At 58.1% G+C, this 18118-nt stretch carries 15 protein-coding genes; 10 read left to right on the top strand and 5 right to left on the bottom strand.

Translation table 11 applies throughout. From position 1 onward, the window contains the following. Positions 1 to 81 precede the first annotated feature (81 nt). Complete coding sequence (locus tag ACQUTD_RS20130) at positions 82 to 1368, top strand: C4-dicarboxylate transporter DctA (protein ID WP_473277245.1); 1287 nt, start codon at positions 82 to 84, stop codon at positions 1366 to 1368. A gap of 186 nt (positions 1369 to 1554) precedes the next feature. Further along, a complete protein-coding gene (locus ACQUTD_RS20135) occupies positions 1555 to 3048 on the top strand; it encodes an insulinase family protein (protein ID WP_473277244.1) in 1494 nt (497 codons plus the stop codon). A 36-nt stretch (positions 3049 to 3084) separates the two neighbouring features. Here the strand turns inward: ACQUTD_RS20135 and kdgK are convergent, their stop codons facing one another. Further along, positions 3085 to 4014 carry a 2-dehydro-3-deoxygluconokinase gene (kdgK, locus tag ACQUTD_RS20140; RefSeq protein WP_318373365.1) on the bottom strand — a complete coding sequence of 310 codons (930 nt, stop codon included), beginning with the start codon at positions 4012 to 4014 and terminating at the stop codon, positions 3085 to 3087. 235 nt (positions 4015 to 4249) lie between these two features. On the opposite strand from kdgK, the gene pdeH reads away from it, so the two are divergent. Both pdeH and ACQUTD_RS20150 read left to right on the top strand, forming a co-directional pair. Beyond that, entirely contained in the window at positions 4250 to 5020 is a 771-nt protein-coding gene (pdeH, locus tag ACQUTD_RS20145) for a cyclic-guanylate-specific phosphodiesterase (RefSeq protein ID WP_072571483.1), read from the top strand. Between the two features lie 100 nt (positions 5021 to 5120). Continuing rightward, positions 5121 to 7181, top strand: a complete 2061-nt coding sequence (locus tag ACQUTD_RS20150) for an AsmA family protein (protein WP_473277243.1) — start codon at positions 5121 to 5123, stop codon at positions 7179 to 7181. 30 nt (positions 7182 to 7211) lie between these two features. On the opposite strand, the gene ACQUTD_RS20155 is transcribed toward ACQUTD_RS20150, so the two are convergent. After that, entirely contained in the window at positions 7212 to 7970 is a 759-nt protein-coding gene (locus tag ACQUTD_RS20155) for a DeoR/GlpR family DNA-binding transcription regulator (protein WP_318364760.1), read from the bottom strand. A gap of 134 nt (positions 7971 to 8104) precedes the next feature. Between ACQUTD_RS20155 and ACQUTD_RS20160 the strand changes: the two genes are divergently transcribed. From ACQUTD_RS20160 to ACQUTD_RS20185, 6 genes are read left to right on the top strand one after another with little or no spacing between them, the layout of a single operon-like run. Beyond that, entirely contained in the window at positions 8105 to 9082 is a 978-nt protein-coding gene (locus ACQUTD_RS20160) for an ABC transporter substrate-binding protein (protein WP_318364761.1), read from the top strand. 12 nt (positions 9083 to 9094) lie between these two features. Then, entirely contained in the window at positions 9095 to 10798 is a 1704-nt protein-coding gene (locus tag ACQUTD_RS20165; protein ID WP_072571515.1) for an ABC transporter permease, read from the top strand. Then, positions 10786 to 11814 carry an ATP-binding cassette domain-containing protein gene (locus ACQUTD_RS20170; RefSeq protein ID WP_473277242.1) on the top strand — a complete coding sequence of 343 codons (1029 nt, stop codon included), beginning with the start codon at positions 10786 to 10788 and terminating at the stop codon, positions 11812 to 11814. The genes ACQUTD_RS20165 and ACQUTD_RS20170 overlap by 13 nt, the downstream gene beginning before the upstream one ends. Further along, the gene (locus tag ACQUTD_RS20175) at positions 11811 to 12875 is read left to right on the top strand and encodes an MBL fold metallo-hydrolase (RefSeq protein ID WP_473277241.1); all 1065 of its coding nucleotides are present in this window, start codon (positions 11811 to 11813) and stop codon (positions 12873 to 12875) included. Before ACQUTD_RS20170 ends, ACQUTD_RS20175 begins: the two co-directional genes overlap by 4 nt. Then, positions 12866 to 13423, top strand: coding sequence for a histidine phosphatase family protein (locus ACQUTD_RS20180; protein WP_473277240.1), 558 nt, complete (start codon positions 12866 to 12868; stop codon positions 13421 to 13423). The genes ACQUTD_RS20175 and ACQUTD_RS20180 overlap by 10 nt, the downstream gene beginning before the upstream one ends. Continuing rightward, a complete protein-coding gene (locus ACQUTD_RS20185; protein WP_072571490.1) occupies positions 13413 to 13868 on the top strand; it encodes a phosphatase domain-containing protein in 456 nt (151 codons plus the stop codon). Before ACQUTD_RS20180 ends, ACQUTD_RS20185 begins: the two co-directional genes overlap by 11 nt. 3 nt (positions 13869 to 13871) lie before the next feature. Here the strand turns inward: ACQUTD_RS20185 and ACQUTD_RS20190 are convergent, their stop codons facing one another. The 3 genes from ACQUTD_RS20190 to ACQUTD_RS20200 are packed head-to-tail and all read right to left on the bottom strand — an operon-like array spanning position 13872 to position 18009. Then, entirely contained in the window at positions 13872 to 14705 is an 834-nt protein-coding gene (locus ACQUTD_RS20190) for a PRD domain-containing protein (protein WP_072571491.1), read from the bottom strand. A 26-nt stretch (positions 14706 to 14731) separates the two neighbouring features. Next, positions 14732 to 16195 carry a family 1 glycosylhydrolase gene (locus tag ACQUTD_RS20195; RefSeq protein ID WP_473277239.1) on the bottom strand — a complete coding sequence of 488 codons (1464 nt, stop codon included), beginning with the start codon at positions 16193 to 16195 and terminating at the stop codon, positions 14732 to 14734. Beyond that, positions 16195 to 18009, bottom strand: a complete 1815-nt coding sequence (locus tag ACQUTD_RS20200) for a beta-glucoside-specific PTS transporter subunit IIABC (RefSeq protein WP_318364768.1) — start codon at positions 18007 to 18009, stop codon at positions 16195 to 16197. Before ACQUTD_RS20200 ends, ACQUTD_RS20195 begins: the two co-directional genes overlap by 1 nt. Between the last annotated feature and the right edge of the window lie 109 nt (positions 18010 to 18118).

Raw genomic sequence — 18118 nt, forward strand, 5'->3', positions numbered from 1 at the left:
CATGTTTATCGGGTGTTATTTTAAAGCCGCAGGCAAACCTAAACCCTACAAGGCCTGTGGTTTTTACTTCAAGGACACCCTATGAAAACCTCACTGTTTAAAAGCCTCTATTTTCAGGTCCTGACCGCCATCGCCATCGGTATTTTGCTCGGCCATTTTTATCCGGAAATCGGCGCGCAAATGAAGCCCTTTGGCGATGCCTTCGTAAAACTGATTAAAATGATCATCGCTCCCGTCATCTTCTGTACGGTGGTCACCGGCATCGCTGGCATGGAAAGCATGAAGGCGGTTGGCCGTACCGGCGCGGTGGCGCTGCTGTACTTCGAAATCGTCAGCACAGTGGCGCTGATTATTGGCCTGATTATCGTTAACGTGGTACAGCCTGGCGCGGGCATGAACGTCGATCCGGCGTCCCTTGATGCTAAAGCGGTGGCGGTCTATGCCGAACAGGCGCAGCAGCAGGGCATCATCCCCTTCCTTCTTGATATTATTCCCGGCAGCGTTATAGGCGCGTTCGCCAGCGGCAATATCCTCCAGGTGCTGCTGTTCGCAGTGCTGTTTGGTTTTGCGCTGCACCGTCTGGGCCACAAAGGTCAGCTGATTTTCAACGTGATCGAAAGCTTCTCGCAGGTCATTTTCGGCATCATCAATATGATCATGCGTCTGGCACCCATTGGGGCTTTTGGCGCGATGGCCTTTACCATCGGTAAATACGGGGTCGGTACGCTGGTGCAGCTGGGCCAGCTTATCGCCTGCTTCTATATCACCTGTATCCTGTTTGTGGTGTTGGTGCTCGGCTCTATTGCCCGCGCCACGGGCTTCAGCATTTTCAAGTTTATCCGCTATATCCGCGAAGAATTGCTGATCGTGCTCGGCACCTCGTCGTCAGAATCGGTGCTGCCGCGTATGCTGGATAAAATGGAAAAGCTGGGCTGCAAAAAGTCGGTGGTGGGGCTGGTTATCCCGACGGGCTATTCCTTTAACCTCGACGGCACCTCTATTTATCTGACCATGGCGGCGGTATTTATCGCCCAGGCGACGAACAGCCATATGGATATTTTCCATCAGATCACCCTGCTGGTGGTGCTGCTGCTGTCGTCGAAAGGCGCGGCGGGAGTCACGGGCAGCGGCTTTATCGTGCTGGCGGCAACCATTTCGGCGGTCGGGCATTTACCGGTAGCCGGGCTGGCGTTGATCCTCGGCATCGACCGCTTTATGTCTGAAGCCCGTGCGCTGACCAACCTGGTGGGTAACGGCGTGGCCACTGTGGTGGTGGCAAAATGGGTTAAACAGCTTGATGAAAAACAGCTGACGGATGTGCTCAATAAGCGTGCGCCGGACGGCAAATCGCAAGAAATCTCCTCATAATTTCGCCACTTAGACCTGTCGTCCCTTGTGGGGCGGCGGGCTCCTGCGCATAATTACCCAAAATTTCACTTCCCGGCGTGACGTTTCGCTTTTTACGCTGTCTAACACGAAGTGTTTAGTCGTCATCTCTTAGACTGCCCGGCAATGAGGCGGTCATTTAACCAGGAATGTTGATCAGGGGTTCACATGCAGGGCACAAAAATTCGACTCTTCACTGGCGGCTTGCTGATGATGGTTGCCGCCAGTCATGTGCAGGCAGATGCGCTCCAGCCCGACCCGGCCTGGCAACAGGGAACGCTGGCAAACGGTTTTCAGTGGCAGGTGTTGTCCACGCCCCAGCGCCCCAGCGATCGTATCGAAATTCGCCTGTTAATTAATACCGGCTCCCTTACTGAAAGCACCCAGCAGAGCGGCTTCAGCCATTTTATTCCCCGTATTGCGCTGACGCACAGCGGCGGCCTTGAGCCTGCCCAGGCGCGTTCCCTGTGGCAGCAGGGCATCGATCCCAAACGCCCGCTACCGCCCGCGATAGTTTCTTACGAATACACGATGTTTAACCTGAGCCTGCCGAATAACCGTAACGATCTGCTGAAAGAGTCGCTGGCTTATCTGGCGGATACCGCAGGCAAACTCACCATCACCCCGGAAACCGTTAACCACGCTCTCGCCAGCCAGGACATGGTGGCGACCTGGCCGCAGGATACGAAAGACAGCTGGTGGCGCTACCGTCTGAAGGGCTCGCCTTTGCTGGGCCACGATCCCGCCGACCCGCTCAGGCAGCCGGTGGATACCGAACAGGTGAAATCGTTCTACCAGAAGTGGTATACCCCGGACGCCATGACGCTGATCGTGGTGGGCAATATCGACAGCCGCGCCGTTTCCGAACAAATCAATAAAACTTTCGGCGAGCTGAAGGGCAAGCGCAGTACCCCGGCGCCGGTACCGACCTTATCGCCGTTACCGCGTGAATCCGTAAGCATTATGAGCGACGCGGTGCGCCAGGATCGACTCTCCATTATGTGGGACACCGCCTGGCAGCCAATCCGCGAATCCGCCGTGCTGTTGCGCTACTGGCGCGCCGATTTAGCCCGCGAAGCCTTGTTCTGGCATGTGCAGCAGACGCTCAGCAAAAACAACGCCAAAGACATTGGCCTCGGCTTTGACTGCCGGGTACTGTTCCAGCGCGCCCAGTGCGCGATCAACGTCGAATCCCCGAATGACAAGCTGAACAGCAATCTTGGCGCTATCGCCCGGGAGCTGGCGAAAGTGCGCGATAACGGTCTGGCGCAGGAAGAGTTCAACGCGCTGGTGGCGCAGAAGAATCTGGAGCTGCAAAAACTGTTCGCGACCTATGCCCGCACCGATACCGATGTGCTGATCAGCCAGCGTATGCGTTCGCTGCAAAATCAGGTGGTGGATATCGCGCCGGAACAGTATCAGAAGCTGCGTCAGGATTTCCTGAACAGCCTGACGCTGGAAATGCTGAATCAGGATCTGCGCCAGCAGTTATCACAGGAAATGGCATTGATACTGCTGCAACCTAAGGGTGAGCAGGAGGTCAATATGAAGGATTTGCAGGCCACCTGGGAAAACATTATGTCTCCCGCCACCCATGCGCCTGTCCCGGTGAATGACGATACGCATCAGGACGTGTCGGATATTCCACCGGCCCAGCGCTAGAAATAACCCTCTCCCCAGGGGAGAGGGGATTTATTTTTACTGCGGCATCGCCTCGCGCGGAATAATCGCGCCGCGATACTGGATCACCGTACTGGCCGTCAGATGCCCGCGTCTGGCGGCAGCTTCCGCATCGCCGCCCGTCAGACGTACCGCCAGATAGCCTGCGCTGAACGAATCGCCCGCCGCGGTGGTATCAATCACTTTCTCTTTTGGCAGTTTCACCGCAGGTACGTCAATCACCGCTTCACCGGCGACCGACACCAGGCAGGACTCTGCACCTCGTTTCACCACCACTTCCGACACACCCGCCGCATGGGTACGGGCGATGACGTCCTCAACCGGCTGCTGTCCCCACAGGGCGTCTTCATCATCCAGCGTCAGGAAGGCGATGTCGGTGCACTCCAGCATCTGCTGGTACACCTGCTGCGTTTCTTCTTTGCTGGCCCACAGGCGCGGACGATAGTTGTTATCGAAAATCACTTTACCGCCGTTGGCGCGGCATTCACGCAGCAACGACAGCAGTTTGTCACGGCTGGCCGGGCTTAAGATGGCAAGGCTGATACCGCTCAGATACAGGTAATCAAAGGTTGCCAGCTCTTCGCAGATGGCGGCAGACTGTTCGCTTTCCAGCCAGAATTTTGCCGCCGCTTCGTTACGCCAGTAATAGAAGGTGCGTTCGCCGGTGCTGTCGGTTTCGATGTAATAAAGACCCGGCAGGCGGTTTTCCATGCGCTGCGTCAGATCCGTATCCACCTTTTCACTCTGCCAGGCGTCCAGCATCTGCTGGCTGAAATTGTCCGTGCCGAGGGCGGTAACGTAGTGCACCGTCAGCGCTTCCGGAGCGACCTGGCGGGCGATATAAACCGAAGTATTTAAGGTATCGCCACCAAAGCCACGGTTAACTTCGGAGCCTTTTTGTGACAGTTCAATCATGCATTCGCCAATGACGGCAATTTTCCTGGACATAGTCGTAACCTGAATCGGAGTGATGGACAGTAGTTTGCGTTGCGGGTGTTTCATGGTCAATCATATTAAAACAACGTTCCATAAATTTTTTGAGCTGGCGCGTATAACGTGCAGATTCTGCTGCCTGATTTTCCATATTGCCTTTTAAGTGAACATAAAGTTCTGTCCCTCCCCGCCGATAACTCAAGGACGAGTTCCGACAGGCCACTCACTCAATCAACAGGACAGACTGATAATGAAGTTAAAGCAGGTTATCCAGCGGCTAAACATTCCGGAGGCAAGCATTGAAAGCTTGCAGGAGCGACGGTACTGGTTGCAGTGCGAACGTGCTTATACTTATCAGCCGATCTACAAAACCGATGGCCATCTGATGGCGATTGAGGTCCTGACCATCGTCACGCATCCATCCGATCCCACACAACGCATTGCGCCGGATCGTTACTTCGCGGAAGTGGCGGTGCGTCAGCGTGTTGACGTGGTGGAGGAGCAGATCACGCTGCTTGCCCGTCAGCATGATTTTTTTATGCGGCACGGCATTCTGGCATCGGTGAACGTCGACGGGCCGACGCTGCTGGCGATGCGCCAGCATGAATCCTTGATCGATCTGATTAACACGCTGCCGTGGCTGCGTTTCGAGCTGGTGGAGCATATCCGCCTGCCGGACGACGTCTCCTTTGCGGCGATCTGTGAGATTTGCCCGCTGTGGCTGGATGATTTCGGCACCGGCATGGCGAACTTCTCGGCGCTGAGCGAAGTGCGTTACGACTACATTAAAGTCGCCCGCGATCTGTTCATCATGCTGCGTCAGACGCCGGAAGGCCGTAACCTGTTCACGCAGTTGCTGCAACTGATGAACCACTATTGTCAGGGCGTGATCGTGGAAGGTATTGAAACGCTGGAAGAGTGGCGCGACGTACAGGCCTCCCCTGCGGCAGCGGCGCAGGGCTATTTCCTCTCCCGTCCGGTTCCACTGGAAAATCTGCATCGTGTGATCCTGGCCCTGTGATGCTGGCGGTAATATCCCGCTGATTACGCAGTCATTCTGCCCTTTTTGTCAGCCTCAGCTATCTTTAAAAGAGGCAGGAAAAGACAGGAAGGAAGCAGGAATGACTAAAACAGGCAAAATTATAACCGCCGTCATTGGAACCCTCGTATTGTTGATCGTCATTGCGATCATCATTATTGCGACATTTGACTGGAACCGGCTCAAGCCCACCATTAACGAAAAAGTATCAACGGAGCTGAACCGTCCCTTTGCCATTCGCGGCGATCTTGGCGTGGTGTGGGAGCGCCAGAAACAGGAAACCGGCTGGCGCAGCTGGATCCCCTGGCCGCATGTGCACGCGGAAGACGTGGTACTCGGCAACCCCCCTGATATTCCTGCTGTCACCATGGTGCATTTGCCGCGCGTTGAAGCGACGCTCGCGCCGCTGGCGCTGCTCACCAAAACCGTTTACCTGCCGTGGATCAAATTCCAGCAGCCGGACGCGAGGCTGATCCGCCTTTCGGAAAAAAACAATAACTGGACCTTCAATCTTGCCAGCGACGACAAGCCAAAAGATGAAAACGCGCAGCCATCGTCGTGGTCATTCCAGCTGGACAACATTCTTTTCGATCGTGGCCGCATTGATATTGACGATAAGGTCAGTCGCGCGGACATTGAGATCCTTGTCGATCCGCTGGGCAAACCGCTGCCTTTCAGTGAAGTCACCGGATCGGATAAAGACAAAAACGCCAAAGTCGGCGACTACGTGTTCGGCCTGAAGGCCAAAGGACGCTACAACGGACAGCCGCTGACCGGCAACGGTAAGATCGGCGGTATGCTGGCGCTGAAAAGCGAAGGCACGCCGTTCCCGGTGCAGGCGGATTTCCGTTCCGGCAATACCCGCGTGGCTTTTGTCGGTACGGTGAGCGATCCGATGAAAATGGGCGGCGTCGATCTGAAACTGAAATTCGCCGGGGATTCCCTGGGCGAGCTGTACGATCTCACCGGCGTCCTGCTGCCGGACACCCCACCGTTTGAAACCGATGGTCGTCTGGTGGCAAAAATCGACGCTGAAAAAACCTCGGTTTACGATTATCGCAACTTTAATGGTCGCATCGGCGACAGCGACATTCACGGCTCGCTGACTTACACCACCGGCAAACCGCGTCCGAAACTGGAAGGCGATCTGGAATCCCGCCAGCTGCGTCTGGCGGATCTGGGGCCGCTGATCGGGGTGGATACCGGTAAAGGCGCAGAGCAGTCAAAACGCTCGGAAGAGAAAAAAGGCGAGAAAACTAACCAGCCGGCGGGCAAAGTGCTGCCCTATGACCGCTTCGAAACCGACAAGTGGGACGTGATGGACGCCGATGTGCGCTTCAAAGGGCGTCGCATTGAGCACGGCAGTTCGCTGCCATTGAGCGATCTTTCCACGCATATCATCCTTAAAAACGCCGATCTGCGTTTGCAGCCGCTGAAGTTCGGCATGGCGGGCGGCACCATCAATTCCAATATCCACCTGGAAGGCGATAAAAAGCCGATGCAGGGACGGGCGGATATTCAGGCGCGTCGTCTGAAGCTGAAAGAGCTGATGCCGGATGTGGAGCTGATGCAGAAAACCATTGGCGAGATGAACGGCGACGCGGAATTCCGCGGCACCGGCAACTCCATCGCCGCGCTGCTCGGCACCAGCAACGGTAATCTCAAGCTGCTGATGAACGACGGCGTCATCAGCCGCAACCTGATGGAAATTCTCGGGCTGAACGTCGGTAACTTTATTGTCGGGCAGATCTTTGGCGACGACGAAGTGCGGGTGAACTGTGCGGCGGCGAACATGGATCTGGTTAACGGCGTGGCGCGCCCGAGTATTTTCGCCTTCGATACGGAAAACGCCATTATCAACGTTACCGGCACCGCCAGCATGGCGTCTGAACAGCTGGATCTGACCATCAATCCGGAAAGTAAGGGCATACGTATCGTCACGCTGCGCTCGCCGCTGTACGTGCGTGGCTCGTTCAAGGATCCGCAGGCGGGCGTGAAGCCGGGCCCGCTGATCGCCCGTGGTGCGGTCGCCGCCGCGCTGGCCACGCTGGTGACGCCAGCCGCCGCGCTGCTGGCGCTGATCTCCCCGTCGGAAGGTCAGGAAAACCAGTGCAGTAATATTCTTTCGCAGATGAAACGCTAAGAAATTCCCCTTTCCCGCCAGGGAAAGGGGTTATTCCCGACACAGCCATTGCGTGGCTCCCCGGGTAATGAGGGCCGATTGCCGCGGCGTCGGCGGTCGGTCGCTGACCACAAAATCGAAGTCTGACAGGCTGCCGTTCTGGCAGACGGCGGTGCGGCCAAACTTACTGCTGTCCACCACCAGCACGGTTAACGCCGCGCTCGCCACCAGCGCATGACGCGCGGCCACCTCATCATCGTTAAAATCGAACAGCTCCCCCGCGTCACTGAGTCCGCCAACGGATACCACGCCCATATCCACCCGGTAGCGGCTAAAAAAGGCCAGCGCATCGCCGCCGATCACATCTAAATCACGCTTACGAATTCGCCCCCCGGCAATCGTCAGCGCGCAGTGTTCCCGCTGACTGAGCGGCAACGCGGCGTGCAGATTATTGGTGAACACCGCCAGACGGGAATCAGCGGGCAGCGCATGGGCCACCATTTCCACCGTCGTGCCGGTGCCGAGAAAACAGCTTTGCCAGCGACTCAGCAGTTGCGCAGTGCGCTCGCCGATCCAGCGCTTACCGCTGATATTCACAATCTCCCGCTGCTGATAACCAATATTTTCGCGCGCGAAAGGGGCGACCACACCGTGACGGCGCAGCAGCAAACCCTGCGAGGTGAGCGTGCGCAAATCGCTGCGTACCGTTTGCAGCGATACGCCAAAGTAGTGGGCCAGCTGTTCAATGCTGATTTCGCCGCGCCCGGTGACCAGTTCAACGATGGCAGTCCGGCGGATTTCTGGAGTCATCTCACTTTCCTTCAATACGATTTCCCACAAGGTTACCGCGCCAATATGAAAATATTACTACGAAAGGAGATGGTCATATTTTTGTCAGATTGGCCTGTTTTAATCATCACAACGAAAACCGAGGGGAAACGGAAATGAGTAAAAAATTAGCGCTGGCGGCCGTTGTACTGGCAACACTGAGCGGACAGGCACTGGCAAAAAGCACGCTCACGCTCTACACCAGCCAGCCGAGTGAAGACGCGCAAATGACGGTCAATGCGTTTGAGAAAGCGCACCCGGATATTGAAGTGAAATGGATCCGCGACGGAACCACCAAACTGACCGCGCGCTTACAGGCGGAGATGGCGGCAGGCGGCGACGCGCCGGATGTGCTGCTCATCGCTGACAGTGTAACCATGGAATCCCTAAAGCAGCAGGATTTGCTGGCGGCCTATCACTCCCCGGAAGCCAGTCGCTATGACGCGCAGCTGTATGATAAAGCGGGCTTTTACTACGGCACCAAACTCATCACTACCGGCATCGCTTATCACACCAAAGCGCCAGTCAAACCCTCATCCTGGCAGGATCTGCTGAAGCCGGAGCTGAAAAATATGACCACGCTGCCCAGCCCGCTTTACTCCGGCGCGGCGCAAATCCATATGGCCGCATTGATGAACACCCCGCAGCTGGGCTGGGCCTATTACGAAAAACTGAAAGCCAACGGCGCGATGCCGCAGAGCGGTAACGGGGCGGTGATGAGCGCCATCACCTCCGGCAACAAAGCCTATGGCGTGCTGGTGGATTACATGGCGATCCGCGAGAAAGCAAAAGGCGCGCCTATTGATTTCGTCTTCCCGTCGGAAGGCGTCAGCATGGTCACCGAGCCGGTGGCGGTGATGAAGAGCGCCAAAAACCCGCAGGCGGCGCACGCCTTTATTGATTTCGTTCTCTCCGACGCGGGGCAGCGGCTGGTACTGCAACAGGGCTATCTGCCTGCGGACGCCAGCCTGCCGGTACCCGCCGGTTTCCCGCCGCGCGACAGCATCAAACTGATGCCGTTCGATGCCGCCAGAGCGCTGGCCGACGCGGAGCCGAACAAAAAACGCTTCAGCGATCTGTTTGGCAGCAAATAACCGATGAGCATCATGACCCTTCGTCAACCGACCAGCAGCGGCCCGCCGAAAGGGCTGCTGTGGTTATTGTTATGCATTGTGGCGCTGCTGAGCCTGTTGCCCAGCCTGCGTCTGTTAATGGCCGCGCTGCTGGACTGGCAGCAGGGCAGCAACAGCAGTTTAGGCCGCGTGCTGAGCAATCCATCAACCTGGACGGCGCTGTATAACAGCCTCTATACCAGCGGGCTTGGCACGCTATTGTCGCTGCTGCTGGGCAGTCTGTTCGCCTTTTGTCTGGCGCTGACCAACATCCGCCTGAAACAGATGTGGGTGTTCCTGTTTATGCTGCCGATGATGATCCCGCCGCAGGTGACGGCGCTCAGCTGGCTGCAACTTTTTGGTCCCGGCAGCATTCTGCTGAACAGCATTGGCCTTGCGCCGTCGTTCGGCAGCCCGAATCCGCTCTATTCCGCCGAAGGTATTGCCCTGCTGCTGGGGATCCAGCATGCGCCGCTGGTCTTTCTGGCGCTGCGCACCCAGTTGCAGTGTCTGCCGAAAGAGCAGATCGAGGCCGCGCGGCTGAACGGCGCGTCGCTGTGGCGCGTATTCGTCGATATTGTGCTGCCGCTGTGCCGCACCGCGCTGTGGGCGGGGGCGGCGATTGCCTTTGTTTCCGCGCTCGGCAACTTCGGCATTCCGGCGATGCTCGGTATTCCCATCTCGTATTTCGTACTGCCGATCCAGATTTACCAGACGCTCTCCAGCTTCGGCCCGTCGATGCTCAGTGACGTGGCGGCGCTGTCGGTGCTGATGGGCGTGCTGGCGATTGGCATTGTGTCCTTGCAGGGCGTGATGCAGCGACGCCACGCGCTGCCGCTGATCGGCATGGCGGGGCGGTCGCTGGATTTCCAGCTGGGTAAATGGCGGCTGGCGACGGAATCGCTGCTGGCGGTGGTGCTGTTCGCCATTTTGCTGCTGCCGCTGCTGGCGCTGATCGCCACCTCACTGGTGCCGACTCTCGGCGTACCGCTCAATAGCCAAACCCTGACGTTCGCCGCCTGGCATGCGATGTTCGATAACCAGAGCGCCACCTGGCGCGCGCTCACCAACAGTATGGTGCTGTCGGTTTCCGCCGCGCTGCTGCTGATGCTGATCGCCCTGCCGCTGGCCTGGCTGCTGGTGCGCTACGCCAGTCGCCCGCTGCGCTGGCTGCAAAACGCTATCGATATTCCCTACACCCTGCCGGGCGTGGTGCTGGCGATCGCCATTATTCTGCTGTTCTCGCGCCCGCTGCCGCTGCTTAACGTCAGCCTCAGCGGTACGCTGATGATCATCTTTATCGCCTATCTGGCGCGCTTTCTCACCGTCTGCCTGAAACCGGTGCATAACAGCATGCTGCAACTGGATCCGGCGATGGAAGAGGCCGCCAGTCTCGCCGGCGCGAATTTTTCCCAGCGTCTGCGCCATATTGTGCTGCCGTTGCTGGCCCCGGCCGCCTTTGCCGGCGCGCTACTGGTTTTTCTCACCGCAGTGAATGAACTCACCGTTTCGGCGCTGCTGTGGAGCGCAGGCAAGGAGACCATCGGCGTGGTGATTTTCAACCTCGATGAGAGCGGCAATAAAGTGCTGGCGTCGGCGGTGTCGGTGCTGGTGGTGGCGCTGGTGACCTGTGTGATGTTGTTATTAAGCGGCCTGGGTCGCTATCTTCCCAAAGGAGTTATCCCGTGGCAGAACTGAAACTGGAGGGGCTTGGCAAAACCTTCGGCGAACAGAGCGTGGTTTGTGATCTGAACCTTACTATTCCGCAGGGCGCGTTTACGGCGTTGCTCGGGCCGAGCGGCTGTGGAAAAACCACGACGCTGCGTATTCTGGCCGGGCTTGAGCATCTGAGCCACGGGCGGTTATGGCTCGGCGATCGCCTGCTGGCGGATGAAAAAATCCATCTGCCGCCGGAGGTGCGCAACATGGGGATGGTGTTTCAGTCCTATGCCCTGTGGCCGCACATGACGGTGGCGGAAAACGTGGGCTATCCGTTAAAGCTGAAAAAAGTGCAGGGCGCGGCGCGACAGAAACAGGTGATGGCGGCGCTGGAAGTGGTGGAGCTGGGCGCGTACGCCGACCGTTCCCCGCAGGCGTTAAGCGGCGGGCAGCGGCAGCGGGTGGCGCTGGCGCGCTGTCTGGTGTCGGAGCCGCAGGTGGTGCTGCTTGATGAGCCACTGGCTAACCTCGACCGGCATCTGCGCGCCACCATGGAGCAGACGTTCCGTGAATTTCATCGCCGTACCGGCGCGACCTTTGTCTATGTGACGCACGATCAGGCCGAAGCGATGGCGCTGGCAAGCCATATCGCGGTGATGCATAAAGGGGAGCTGATGCAGTGGGGCACGCCGCAGGGGCTGTATCAGCATCCGCACAGCGCCTGGGTGGCGCGTTTTATCGGCAAAGGCAGCGTGCTGGACGTCAGGGCACAGGCTGATGACCGCCAGCTTAACGGCGGCGAATTACACCGGGCATTAAGCGCCGGGGCCGCGGGGCAGTGTCAGCAGGTGCTGGTGCGCCCCGAGCATGTCGAAGTGGCGCAGGATGGCCTGCATGCCGAAGTGGAGAGCTGCATTTATCAGGGCGAGCGTTATCTACTGGCGCTGCGTCTGGCGGACGGTCAGCAGCTGAGCGCGTTTCACCATTCGCCGCTGGATGTACAGCAGGCGGTGGCGGTGCGGCTGCATCAGGGCTGGCGTCTGGAGGCCGCGTGAACTTTCGCATCGAGATCATCAGCGGACTCAACCAGAAAGCGCCCGCCGCCATTTTACTCAGCACGCCGTCGCAGCGCATTTTGCTGGATGCGGGCGGGGCGCTTGATACAGAGAGCGACGACTGGGCGGTGCCGGATAATCTGGATGCGGTATTGCTGAGCCACGATCACATTGATCATATCGCCGGGCTATGCCGTCTGCCGCCGCACGTTCCGGTTTACTGTAGCGCGGTGACGGCCCGCTCGCTGCCCGCGCACCGCTCTGTTCAGGTGATTGCGGTACGTGGTCAGTTCCGGCTTGGCGATCTCACCGTGACTACCGGCAGTTGCGGCCATGCCTATGGCGGCGTCTGGTTTCATTTCGATGTGCCGGGCGGTCTGTTTTACAGCGGCGATATCAGTATGGAGTCGGCGCTGTTTCGCTTCGATCCCCCGCCGCGCGCAGAGATTGCGCTGGTGGATGCCTCTTACGGATTGTATGACACGCCGCAATCGCAGCAGCGCGCGCACATTGCCGCGTATCTGCGTCAGCCGACTTTATGCCCGGTGCCGCCGTCAGGTCGCGCGGTGGAAATCGCGCTGCTTGAAGCGCAGGCCGGACGGCTGGCAATGGCGCTGGACGACGACTGCCGGGCGATGCTGACGGCGATGGCAGAGTACGATGACGGTAGTTTACAGACCGGCGTGCAGGCAGGCTTACGCGCGCTGCGCCAGCAACTGCCGCCGTTTTCCGTGACCGCGCCGCTGATCCTCGCCGCCGATCCTGACGGACAAACCGGCATGGCCGGGGCATTACGCGCGCAGCCGGATTTTTATCATCGCACCCTTTTTACCGGCCACATGAACCCGCGCGCCCGCCAGCAGTGGCAGAGCGGCGAGGTGGACTTTTGCCGCTGGAACGTCCACCCGACGCGGCGCTGTCTGCAACGCCTGGTGATGATGCTCGGCTGTCATGCGCTGGCTCCGCTGTTTACGCCTCTGGACGATGTGCCGCGCTGGCAGCAGGCGCTGGGCTGCACCATCATCACCGACAGCACCATTGAGAGGGAAGTATGTCATTAATCTGTAAGCCGTTTGTGCTGGTGCGCCACGGCGAGACACCGCTTAATCTTGCACAGCGGATCGGGGGGCGCAGCGATGTGCCGCTGACCGCGCGCGGCGAAGAACAGGCGCGTGCCGCCTCGGCGCTGCTGATGCGCCAGCGCTGGAGTTGCATTGCCGTCAGCCCGTTGCTGCGCGCTCGTCGTACCGCTGAACTGGCGCTGCCGGGCCAGCCCCTGACCCTGGTCGACGATCTGCGGGAGCGGGACTGGGGTGACCTGGAAGGGATGCCCATTACCTCGCAACCGCCCTATGAACAGACGCCGCCGCACGGCGAATCCTGGCAGGCGTTTTGCGATCGCGTCACCAGCGCGCTGAACCTTCTGCTTACCGCCCACGATACGCCGTTGCTGGTGGCGCATTCCGGGATCTTCCGGGTCATTAATCTTTATGCCACCGGTACGCCGTACGGCGAACGGATGGGAAATGTTGTACCGATGTGGATCATGCCAGGCCTGCGGGCTGGCGAATGGGAAATCGTCCCGCTGGAGGAACGTTATGTCGTATGAAGAGTGCGTGATCGTCGATATTGACGGCACGCTCGCCGAATTTGATGCAGAAGCTGTGCGTCAGTGGGTACTGGGCGAAGAGAAGCAGTGGCTGCCGTTTTTTGAACATATGGCGCAGGCGCTGCCAGGGGTGGCGGTAGCCCGTCTTGTTGGCATCCTCAGCGCTCAGCAGCAAAAAATCGTTATTTGCAGCGGACGCCCGGCCAGTTATCAGCACTACACGCAGACATGGCTGGAGCAGCACAGTATCCCCTTTGATGCGCTCTATCTGCGGCCGGACGACGAAGATCATCTTGCTGATGAAGTGGTAAAAAAGCGCCTGTTGCAGCGCATCCGCGAGGATGGTTATCAGCCCTGGCTGGTGATCGACGACCGCCAGGCGGTGGTGGATTTCTGGCGGGCCGAAGGGCTGACCTGCCTGCAATGCGCGCCGGGGGATTTCTAGCTGTCAGGGGGCTTCCATTAACCGGCTGATGTGAATACTCAGCCAGGTCAGTTCATCCTTTGGCAGCGTGAGCTGATATTTTTCCTGCACATAGTCGCGGATCGCCCAGGCGACGTTCATGGCGTCCGGGCGATGGCGCAGCAGTTCCTGATAGAAATCGTCGGTGTCACTGGCAGTGACGTTGCCGGCGATCAGCCGCTCGGCAAAGTAGCGCAGGTGGGTAATAAAACGGTTGTAGTTTACCGAGTTGATGTCGAGATTTTTATTGAGCTTATAGCGCACGATCTCCGCGATGCGGTTGACCAGTTCCACCTGCTGGTGGGCGCTGGCCTGATCGCTACTGCCCGTCGCGTTGATAATATGAAAAGCGATATTCACCGCCTCATCATCCGGCAGCGTGACGGCAAAGCGGGCGTTCACCTGCTGCATCGCCTGCTGGCCTAACAGATACTCTTTCTGATAATACCGCTTCACTTCCCAGCTGAGCTTGTTAAAAAACGGCTGATCTTTACGGCAGCGTTCTACGGCAAACCACAGGTGCTCGGCGAGGGTAAAGAACAGCACGGCGTTGAGCTTTTCCACATACGCCTGCTGGATCTGCGTGATGATGTCGTGGGTCAGCTCAAAAAAAGCCGCAGGAATGGTGTCCGTCAGCGATAAAAAGTGCCGGGATTTCAGATCCGCCAGCGGCAGGAAGATCTTTTCCACCTGCGCAATGTCGATAAGCTCGCCGGGTTTGCTGCCAAATCCGATGCCCTTACCGAACAGGATCATCTCCTGCTGGTCATAGTCGACCAGCAGCATACTGTTATTCAGCGACTTTTTTACTGTTATCACGGTCAATTCCTGCGGCTTTATAGCCGTTAGTCGAGGTCGGCCCCGTTGCTGGCAATCACTTTCTTATACCACCAGAACGAGTCTTTACGCAGACGTTCCAGCGAGCCATTGCCTTCATCATCCTGATCGACATAGATAAAGCCATAGCGCTTGGACATTTGCGACGTCCCGGCGCTGATGATGTCAATCGGCCCCCAGGTGGTGAAGCCCATCACCTCCACGCCTTCGTTAATCGCCGCCAGCGTTTGCGCAAAGTGGGCGCGGAAATAGTCGATACGGTAGCTGTCATGGATTTCGCCATTTTCCACCACGTCTTTCGCGCCCAGGCCGTTTTCAACGATAAACAGCGGTTTTTTATAGCGGTCGTAAAGCTCCAGCAGCGAGATTTTCAGCCCCACGGGATCGATCTGCCAGCCCCAGTCGGACGCCGGAAGATGCGGGTTCTTCACGCCAAGAATGGTGTTGCCCGGCGTGCGCTCGACGTCTGGCTGAGTGCTTTCAGTAAGGGACATGTAATAGCTGAACGACACAAAATCCACGGTATGGGCTTTGAGGATCGCCTTATCCTCCGGCTGCATAGCGATGTGAATATCACGCCGTTCAAGGTCGCGCAAAATCAGCGGCGGGTATTCGCCAGACACCTGCACATCGGCATAGAAGTAGTTTTCGAGGTTTTTCTTCAGCGTCGCTTCCACATCCTCCGGGCGGCAGCTGTAGGGATACGTGGTCAGTTTGGTGAGCATACAACCCACCTGGCTGCCGGGGATTTTGGCATGGCAGTCGCGGGTCACCAGCGCCGAGGCGACAAACTGGTGATGCAGCCCCTGATAAATATCCTGCTTCGCCTTGCCCGGCGCGCTTTTATCTTCGCGGATCCCCGCAGTGGTAAACGGATGGCGATGGATGCTGTCGATTTCGTTAAACGTCAGCCAGTAGCGCACCTGATCTTTGTAGCGGTCGAAACAGACATTTGAGAAGCGCACAAAGGCGTCCAGCACGTTGCGGTGCACCCAGCCGTTATATTTTTCGCTCAGCGCCAGCGGCATTTCATAATGCGAAAGCGTCACCAGCGGTTCAATGTTGTAGTGGCGCAGCTCGCGGAACAGATCGTCGTAAAATTGCAGGCCCGCCTCGTTCGGCTCAGCGTCTTCACCGGTGGGGAAAATGCGCGACCAGGCAATGGACACGCGCAGCACCTTAAAGCCCATCTCGGCGAACAGCGCAATGTCGCCTTTATAGCGGTGGTAAAAGTCGATGCCGCGCCGTTTCGGGTAGAGCGCGTCGTTTTGGCCGGTTAAGGCATCGCTGACGTTTTCATCGCTCAGCGCCAGGTGACCATCATAGCTTTTCAGGGAAAGATTCGGTTTCCAGGTGATGGCGTCGGCCACGGATGGCCCTTTGCCGTCAACATTCCACGCGCCTTCCGCCTGATTCGCGGCAATGGCGCCGCCCCATAAAAACCCCTGCGGAAAGCCAGAATATTTATCCATTACACGGACTCCTTTAACGTCATGATGATGTGAGGATGAGTGGATTGCGCCCCGCGCGCGGCGGGGGCGATGGCAAAGCGTTCGCTGTTGGTGACGATCATCATCACCACCGGATCGAATCCGGCCGCCACGATGTCATCAAGATCAAAACGGACCAGAACATCGCCGGTGTTGACGTGCTGGCCTTCGCTCACCTGCGGGTGAAAGCCCTGACCGTTCAGTTTGATGGTGTCGATACCGATATGAAAAATCAGCTCCACGCCGTCATCGGTCAGCAGACTGACCGCATGGCCGGTGTCAAAAACGTTCATGATGGTGCCGCTGGCAGGCGCGCGCAGTATGCCCTGCGAGGGAATAATGGCGATGCCGTCGCCCATGATGCGCTTTGAGAACACATCGTCCGCCACGCGCTCCAGCGGGATGGTTTTCCCTTCCACCGGCGGCGCAAAATCCAGCTGACGCTCAGCGGCCTGCGGCGTTTTATCCCGCCACAGCAGCAGGGCGGCGAAAAAGGCAATGGCGAAGGACAGGCCGCCACCGGCAAAGGCCCAGAGAATATTCATGGGATTGGTTGGGGAGACGAACATTGAGATGCTGGCAAGGCCGGGGCCGACCAGCGCGAAGGCTTCAATCGCCATCCAGCCGATAAAGGCGCCGCCAATCACGCTACCGGCAATCACGCTGTAGAGCGCTTTTTTATGCAGCAGGGTGATGCCGTACAGCGCGGGTTCCGTAATGCCGAACAGGGCGGAGATCCCGGCGGAAATCGCCGTGGATTTCAGCGCCCTGTCTTTGCTTTTCAGGGCAATGGCAAAACAGGCGCCGGATTCGGCGATGTTATGCGCCAGCGACGCGGGCAGGTAGAGCATTTCGCGCCCGAACTGGCTCATCGACGCCACGGCGTAAGGCAGCATAGGTTTGTGCATTCCGGCGGCCACCATAAAGGGTAACGCCGCTGCCAGCAGGCCCGTCGCCACGAATCCCAGCTTGCCGTAGAGCCATAAGATCACCGTTGCCAGTCCGGCCCCCAGTTCGTAACCCAGCGGGCCTAAAATCAGCAGCGTAACGGGGACAGTGACCAGCAGCGACAGCATCGGCGAGAGAAAAATACGCAGCGCGCCGGGAGAGTAGCGGTTGAAGATTTTTTCCGTCTGCGCATAAAACAGCACGCATAAGATCGCCGGGAATACCTGCGAGGCATAGGCAACGTTCTGTAAATCAAGCGATAAAAAGGTCGCGCCCTCCGCCAGCTGCTTCGACATGGCGGGCAGCACCATCACCGACACCGCCGACACCGCCACCAGCACGTTTACTTTCAGCTTCATGGCGGTGGTGATGGCGACGAGAATGGGCAGGAAATAGAGCGGCGCGGAACCGATGTTATCCAGCACTTTATAGGTGGAAGAATCCCGCGTCAGCCAGCCCATCAGATCCAGCAACAGCAGCAGCGACTTGAGCACGCCGCCGCCCGCAATGGCCGGCACCAGCGGCTGAAAAACGCTGATCACAAAATCCACTATCTTTGCGCCACGGCTGACTTTATCGGTTGTGGACGGTGTGGTCTGTTGCGGCGTGCCCACCAGCGATCTTACCGCATCGTAAACCTGCACGACGTCGTGACCGATGATCACCTGACACTGTACGTTGACCCGTACGCCTAACACGCCGGGAATGCTTTCCAGCGCGGGCTGATCCACTTTGGCGTTATCGTGCAGGCTGAGCCGTAACCGTGTGGAGCAGTGCTCAATATGGGCAATGTTTTCTGCGCCCCCAATGTGGGCGATGATATCCAGAGCTGTCTGTAAGTGGTTCATATCAGGCCTCATTTATTTGGCGCAAAAAAAAACCTGAAGCCTTCCCCCACTGTGCAGAGAGGGAAGGCTTCAGGTCTTGCCTACGTAACGTAGTAACACGCCTTAGCCT

The organism is Enterobacter sp. K510 (genome assembly GCF_055804875.1).